The 7167-nt window shown below is 69.2% G+C and carries 4 protein-coding genes and 1 pseudogene; 3 read left to right on the top strand and 2 right to left on the bottom strand.

Going from position 1 to position 7167, the window contains the following annotated elements; all coding sequences use genetic code 11:
• Both GTP77_RS31340 and GTP77_RS29285 read left to right on the top strand, forming a co-directional pair.
• Positions 1–107: pseudogene (locus GTP77_RS31340) on the top strand (IS110 family transposase); the annotation flags it as partial.
• 104 nt (positions 108–211) lie between these two features.
• Positions 212–1726, top strand: a complete 1515-nt coding sequence (locus tag GTP77_RS29285; protein ID WP_161075674.1) for a tetratricopeptide repeat protein — start codon at positions 212–214, stop codon at positions 1724–1726.
• 22 nt (positions 1727–1748) lie between these two features.
• Here the strand turns inward: GTP77_RS29285 and GTP77_RS29280 are convergent, their stop codons facing one another.
• The gene (locus tag GTP77_RS29280) at positions 1749–5120 is read right to left on the bottom strand and encodes an ATP-binding protein (protein ID WP_161075673.1); all 3372 of its coding nucleotides are present in this window, start codon (positions 5118–5120) and stop codon (positions 1749–1751) included.
• Positions 5121–5187: 67 nt separating this feature from the next.
• Complete coding sequence (locus tag GTP77_RS29275) at positions 5188–6231, bottom strand: hypothetical protein (protein WP_161075672.1); 1044 nt, start codon at positions 6229–6231, stop codon at positions 5188–5190.
• 174 nt (positions 6232–6405) lie between these two features.
• On the opposite strand from GTP77_RS29275, the gene GTP77_RS29270 reads away from it, so the two are divergent.
• Positions 6406–7167 (top strand): M48 family metallopeptidase (locus tag GTP77_RS29270; RefSeq protein ID WP_161075671.1); only part of this gene is annotated, 762 nt, incomplete at its 3' end.

The raw sequence follows: 7167 nt of genomic DNA, 5'->3' as shown, positions 1-7167 counted from the left end.
AGCCGGCCAAGCTGGTGATCGGCGCCATGATGCGCAAGCTCGTCCACGTTGCTTTCGGCGTCTTAAAATCTGGCAAACCATTCAATCAGGAGCTTCAAAACGCTTGACCGGCATAACAGTATCTACGTATTTGCCGCTTTTTCGCCAAAGCGAAGTCACGCAGGCATCCATTCTGGTAAGGTGCTGTTTTTATCCGAACCCAAGCCGCGCCATGCCATCACCAAGCCACACCACCAGCCAATTGCTGCAGCAAGCCGTGGCGCTGCACCAGCGCGGCGACCTGGCGCAGGCCGAGGCGCTGTACGCGGAGGTGCTGCGCCGCGAGCCGGACCATTTTGACGCTCTGCACCTGATGGGCGTACTGGCGCGGCAGGGCGGCGCGCCGGAAGCGGCGATAGAGCTGATCGGCCGCGCCATCGCCATCGACGCGGACCAGGCCATCGCCCACTGCAACCTGGGTGCAGCCTTGCAGGACGCGCGGCGGCAGCAGGAGGCGTTGGCCAGCTACGACCGCGCGCTGGCGCTGCAGCCGGCCTATCCCATGGCGCTGGCCAACCGGGGCAACGCCTTGCGCAAGCTGGGCCGCCTGGAAGAAGCGCTGGCCAGCTACGACGCGGCGCTGGCCCTGCAGCCCGCCTATGCGGAAGCGCTGGGCAATCGCGGCATCGCGCTGCATGGGCTGGGGCGGCGCGCCGAGGCGCTGGAGAGTTTCGGCCGCTCGCTCACGCTCAATCCCAATCTCGCCGAATCCTACTGCGGCGCGGCCGTCACGCTGCAAAGCCTGGGCCGGCACGAGGACGCCAGCGAGGCCTACCGCAACGCGATCGAAACCCGGCCGTCCTATGCCGAGGCGTGGACCAGCTACGGCACGCTGATGCAGCGCGGCGGCGACTATGAAGGCGCGCTCGATTGCCACGAGCATGCGCTGTCCCTGCAGCTTGGCAATGCGCAGGCGCACCTGCACCGCGCCAACGCCCTGCGCGCGCTGAACCGCCCGCAGGAAGCGGCGGCGGCCTACCGCGACGCGCAGGCTTGCGGAGCGGACGCCGAGTCGGTGGCCTACCAGCTGGCCGCGCTGGGCGAACAGGCCGCGCCGCCCATGCCGCCGCCGCAATACGTGGCTGCGCTGTTCGACCAGTATGCGGACGACTTCGACCATCACCTGCAGAACGTGCTGCAATACCGCGCGCCGCAACTGCTGCTGGCCGCGCTGGACGCGCAGGGCGTGCTGGCGGGGCAGGCCGTCCTCGACGTGCTGGACCTGGGCTGCGGAACCGGCTTGTGCGGCCCGCTGCTGCGGCCTTACGCGCGCACGCTCGCCGGTGTCGATTTATCCGGCGAGATGCTGGAACAGGCGCGCCGCCGCGAGGTCTACGATGAACTGGCCTGCGCCGACATCGTCGAATTCCTGCAAGCGCGCGCCGCGCCGTGCGGCCTGCTGGTGGCGGCTGACGTGCTGGTTTACGTCGGCGACCTGCAGCCCGTCTTCCGCGCCGCGCGCCGCGTGCTGCAGGACGGCGGCGCATTCGCCTTCACGGTGGAAGCGCAGGAATACGGCGACTACACGCTGCGCCCCTCCGGCCGCTACGCCCACTCCCAGGCTTACCTCGAAGCGCTGGCGCAAGCACACGGCTTCCAGGTGCGCAGCTTGGAGCAGCAAGTGCTGCGCAAGGACGGCGGCCAGGACCTCACCGGCCTGGTCGCCGTGTTCAGCAAGCCGGCTTAATCGGCTGACAGCTAGGGCCAGGCTAGGCCAGCGCTTGCAGCGCCAGGTGCAGGCGCGGGGCGGCGTGGGTGTAGCCGTATTGGGCGGAGCGGGCGTGCAGCAGCGCGAGTTCGGCGCGCAGCGTTTCGGACGGGGCGCGCAGCCATTCCGCGTAGGCGTGGATCAGCGCCGCGTGGTGTTCGATCCAGACGCAGGGTTCTTGCGAGCCATAGGCCGCCAGCTGGCCGGCGTAGAACTCGGCGGCCACGGTGTCGCCGTCGAGCAGCGACACTTCGGCCGCGCTCAGGTGGAAGCGGTAGGCGTTGTGCGCCAGGCAGTCGCGCGTCAGGTGGGCGGCGCCTTGCAGCAGGGCGCGCTTGCGCACGGCGGCGTCCTGCGAGAACAGGGCCAGCGTGCCCAGCACCCAGGGGCCGATGAAGTTGTGCAGCTGCAGGCGCTCCATGTGCTGCGCCGCCAGCATGATCTGGCGCTCGGCCAGCGCGCGGTCGCCGCGCAGCCAGGTGATGCGGGCCTGGCTTTCCATCAAAAAGGTTTCGAAGCGCGAGCTGCCGAGCGAGCGCGCCAGCTCCAGGCCGGCGCCCACTTCTTCGCCGGCCTGGTCCAGCAGGCCGTCCGCCACCAGCGCCCAGCCGGCGGTCATGCGCGCGAAGGTTTCCGCGCGGCGGTTGCCCACCTTGCGCGCGATGGCGGCCGATGCCTGCGCGTCCTGCACGGCGCCGGCGGCGTCGCCGAGGTAGATGCGGGTGGAGCCGAGCGCCGCGCGGTTGGAGGCTTCGATCTGCACAAAGCGGTGCTGCCCGCACATGGCCAGGCATTGCTCGAACAGCTCGTAGGCTTTGCGCATGCGGCCCTGCGCGTAGTAGGAGTCGCCCACGCCGCTGAGCGCGCGCGCCTGGGTTTCGCGCATGTCGCTGGCCTGCGCGTAGCGCGCCGCGTCTTCATGCAGGCGGCGGCATTCGTTGTAGTTCCCGCGCGGGAAGTAGATATTGCCCTTCAGGTAAAGCAGCTTGCCCAGCGCCGCCTCGGCGCCTATCTCCAGGGCCAGCGGGATGGCCTCGTTCAGCAGGCGCTCTTCCTCTTCCAGTTCCTCCAGCACGTTCAGCGTGCCCGCCAGGCCCACCACGGCGTCGATCTTGTCCTGCGGCCTGCCCGCCAGCTGCATGGCGTGCTCGTAGTAGCGGCGCGCGTTGCTCATGTGGCCCATGCCGGCGCTGGCGTGGGCGCGCAGCAGCGCGAGCGGGAAGCTGCTGAAACTGGTTGAGTCGGCCGTGTTGCATGCCGCCGTCAGGTCCAGCGCGGCTTCGAACTGGTGCTGTTCCAGCTTGGCGCGGATGGCTTCCAGCATCATGCCCAGCGCGCCAGGATCGGCGGCGCGATACAGGTGGTGCGCGCACTGCACGGCGTCCTGCCCGCGCCAGGCCTCGGCCGCCTGCAGGTGCAAACGGCGCTGCTGGACCGGATCGATGGCGTCGTAGATGCAGTGCATGACCAGGTCGTGCACGAAGCCGTAGCTGTCCGCGCCCACGTTGCGCAGCAGGCTGTCGCGGCCCGCCGCCTGCAGCTGGTAGTCCGGCTGGCCCAGCGCGGCGCGCAGCTGCGCCAGTTCGAAGCGGTGGCCCAGCACGGCCGCCATGCGCATCGCCTGCGCGTGCTCGGGCGGCATGCCGTCCAGGCGCGCCTGGATCAGGTGGCGCAGGCTGTCCGGCAGCTGCTGGGCGGGATTGGCCAGCAGCTGGGTCAGGAACAGCGGGTTGCCCTGCGCGCGGTCCACGCAGCGCGCGCGGTAGGCCGGGTCGACGTCGCTGAACTGGTCGGCCAGCACGGCCGCTTCGCGCGGCGCCATCGCGGCCAGGTCGAACACCGACAGGCCCAGGTCCGCCATCTGCTGGCGCAGCGCCGATTCCAGCGGGTCGTTTTCCACCCGCGAGGTGATCACCCACAGCACCGGCGCGTCGCGCGACAGCGAAAGCAGCGGTCCCAGCGCCTCGAACAGATACGGGTCGCCCCAGTGCACGTCCTCCAGCGCGATCAATTGCGGCTCGGTCATGGCCTGGCGCAGCAACAGCATTTGCAGCGCGTGCGCCCAGCCCTGTTCGCGCACCTCCGGGCTCATGGCCGAATACAGCGCCTGCTGCTCCTCGCTCAGCGGCACGCCCGCCAGCACGTGGTAGAACAGGGCCGAGTCGGCCGGCAGGTAGAGCCGCGCCACGATATCGGCGATGGCTTGCGCGTTGGCGTGGCCCAGCGGCGAGCCCAGGCCGAGCAGGCTGCGCGCCAGCTGTTCCAGCGGCGCGCGCCAGCCAGCTTCGGCGCCCAGGTCCTGCACCTCGGCGCGGTGGCTGCGCATGCCGTGCTGGCGCGCGATATCGGCGAATTCCTGCGCCAGCCTGCTCTTGCCCACGCCCGCCATCGCGCGCAGGTAGATGATGTGGCCACACTGGTTTTCTTCCGTGCTTTCCACCACGGCCTTGAACTGGCGTGTTTCGGCGTAGCGGCCTATCAGCGGCGGCAGCTGGCTGGCGTCGCTGGCGGCGGGCTTGCTGAACGCCAGGTAGCCGGGATAGCGCGGCTCGTCCTGGTCGAACAGGTAGCGGTGGTCGAGCAGCGGCAGCAGGCTGCGTTCGACGTACAGCGGCAGGCGGAAGGGACGCACGGCGGCCGGCGCCGGCATGTCGTCGTGGCGCAGGTCGGGCGCGGGGATGGCCGGGGTGGCTGCGGCCCCGCCTTCCCAGCGCGCCAGACGCATGGCCATGGCGCGCCCGCCGTGGGTCAGCAGCTGGCGGTTCAGTTCCAGCGCGCAGCGCATGGCGCGTTCGGCGTCGCTGCGGAAGGCCTGCGGCAGGCCGAATACGGCGGTCAGGCGGCAGCCGTCCACCTGCGCCAGGCGGCCGCCGAATTGCTGGGCCACGCTGGCCAGCTCGTGGACTGCGGTGCTGGCGGCATGCTGGGGCGCGGCCATTTCAATGTCGAGCAGGACCACGTGGCGCAGCACGCCGCTGGAGGAGGAGGGCGTGGACGGCGAATAAGCGGGCAGGTGGCTCTCCGCCGGCGGCGCGGCGCGCGCCGCATCGAAGGACGGCTCCGCCAGGACCAGCGCCGCCGGGGCGGCTGGCGCGGACCCGGCCTGCTCCGTCGCCAGTTCTTCCAGCGCCACGCCGAACACCTGCGCCAGGTGGCGCGCGGTGCGGTAGAGCACGATCTTGCCGGTTTCCGCCCGCTTGATGGAGGCGATGGAGACGCACAATTGCTGCTGGAAGCACAAGTCCGCCAGCGCCTCCTGGCTCAGCCCGCGCGACTTGCGCAGGCGTTTCAGCAGGGTGGCGTCGAGCAGCACGCGTCCGTCTTGCGGCAGCGGTGATTCGGCGGGGTGGTAGGCGGGCAGATCCAGACTCATGACGCTGCCACTATAGCATTGCATAGCGCGCCCACGCGCGCCCGTCGCGCATTGCTAACGAGCAATGTTAATAGGCCACCATGCCCGCCAGCGGCCGCAAAGGACGCAAAATCCGCTTGCTGTGATTGGGCGTGGGGTCCTGCGGCGTGAAGCTGGCGGTGAGGCTGTGGGCGTTGGTGCCTAAGTAGTTTCCGCGTATCGCGCCTACAACACGCGCGCCCGATTCGAAGCGCAGCTGGCCCACCAGCACGTAGGGCACCGACACGGTGGAGTAGGTCAGCGCGATGGCGGCGCGCATGGCGGTGTGCGGCGCCACGTTGTAGGGCGTGTCGAAAGCCCAGTCGGTCAGGCGGGTGGAGGCGCAGTTGGCCACGTAGAACACCGGGTCCGACAGCACGAATTCGTCGCCCGAGATGGCGGGCGCGCCGCTGAAGTATTCCACGTCCGGCCCCAGCGCGGCGGCCGGGTTGTTGGTCCACGACGACGTTTCCGTGACGGCAATGGAGCCGGCCAGGGTGTGCACCGAGATTTCGCTGCCGTGGTTGGTGACGGTTTCGCTGTACTGGCTGGCCGGGCTGGTGCGCAGCACGCAGCCCTCGCTGAAGTCGTATTCGATGTGCAGCACTTCCTCGATGCTGAGCACGCGGTCGGTGACGGTGGAGGCCCAGATCACGCCCCGGCTGTCGTCCGGGCCGGTGCCGGCGCGCACCGAGAAATTGCCGTCGTCCTGCATGGCGGCGTAGAACTGCTGGCTCTGCGCGGTGGCCTGGGTGCCCCAGTGCCAGCCGCAGTTGTGCGCCAGGTCCGAGCCCTGGTAGACGCAGAAATTGCCGTCGCTTTGCAGCAGCGCGAAGTAGCGGCCCCGCGCGCCCGCTTTGGCGCTGCTCCACAGCAGGCCCTGCTCGTCGTCGGCGTCCATGCCGCGGTACACGCGCAGGGTGCCGTCTTCCATCAGCATGGCGAAGAACAGGCCGTTGGCCGACACGATGTAGTCGCCCGCCTGCAGGATCTGGTTCATGGGCAGGAAGGTGTGGAAGCGGCGGCCGCCGTGGGTGGGGCAGGGCGGGCTGGCAATGGCTTCGGCGCCGGGGTCGGCAAGGTGCTGCATCATGGCGGAGTCGGAGAGGTGGGGATGGCGCCAGTATGCGCGGGGGCGGGCGCGCGGGACAGGTCAGCACAGTCTCAGTTCGGTATCAGCTCAGCCGTGAAAATATTTTAATTTGTTACAAGGCTTTATTTTTTTAGAAACTAAATTAGAATGCCGCACGGAAATGAGGGAAGCATTTTGGAACTGGTTTATAAACACGAGCGCGTGCTGCTCAGGGCGCTGCTGGCGGCCGCGATGCTGATCTGGGGCGGGCTGGCGCTGGCCATGCCGGCTGCCGCGCTGGCCTGCATTGTTTTTATTTTTATAATATGCGCTTGCGCGCAATCGGCGCTGGCCGCTTATTTAAAAGGGACCGGCATACACATCACGTATCAGCAATTCCCGGATCTGAAAGCGCGCATCGACGTGTGCTGCCGCCGGCTGGGGCTGGAGCGCATACCGGAAGCCTATCTGCTGCGCCGGCGCAGCGCGGTTGCCGCCCTGATGCTGGGGCGGCGCTATATTGTGCTGCAGGCCAGCGTGGTGGACGCGCTGGAGGAACGCGCCGACGCCATCAACTTCTACATCGGCCATGAAATCGGCCACATCACGCGGCGCCACCAGCGCTGGCTGCCCCTGCTGCTGCCGGCCGCCCTGCTGCCGCTGCTGGGCGCGGCCTACGCGCGCGCCTGCGCCTACACCTGCGACCGCCACGGCCTGCATGCCTGCGACGACTTGCGCAGCGCGCAGAGCGGCCTGGCCGCGCTGGCGGCCGGCGGGCGGCGCTGGCGCCAGCTCGATCTGAGCGGCTACGCGGAGCAGGCGCGGCAGGCGTCCGGCTTCTGGATGTCGTTCCAGGAACTGATCAACGGCCAGCCCTGGCTGGTCAAGCGCATGGCGGCGCTGCGCGCCCTGGCGGCGGGCGCCGAAGCCGCGCCGCCAGCGCGCCACCGGCTGGAG

It is taken from the genome of Pseudoduganella aquatica, assembly GCF_009857595.1.
Taxonomy (GTDB): Bacteria; Pseudomonadota; Gammaproteobacteria; order Burkholderiales; family Burkholderiaceae_D; genus Rugamonas; species Rugamonas aquatica_A.
Note: the sequence above shows the minus strand (reverse complement) of the source record. Positions and strands in the feature narration are given on the sequence as shown.

Excerpts from the sequence above, each read along its gene's own strand:
- GTP77_RS29280 (WP_161075673.1), bottom strand. The coding sequence starts at position 5,120 with ATGAGTCTGGATCTGCCCGCCTACCACCCCGCCGAATCACCGCTGCCG.
- GTP77_RS29285 (WP_161075674.1), top strand. The coding sequence starts at position 212 with ATGCCATCACCAAGCCACACCACCAGCCAATTGCTGCAGCAAGCCGTG.
- GTP77_RS29275 (WP_161075672.1), bottom strand. The coding sequence starts at position 6,231 with ATGATGCAGCACCTTGCCGACCCCGGCGCCGAAGCCATTGCCAGCCCG.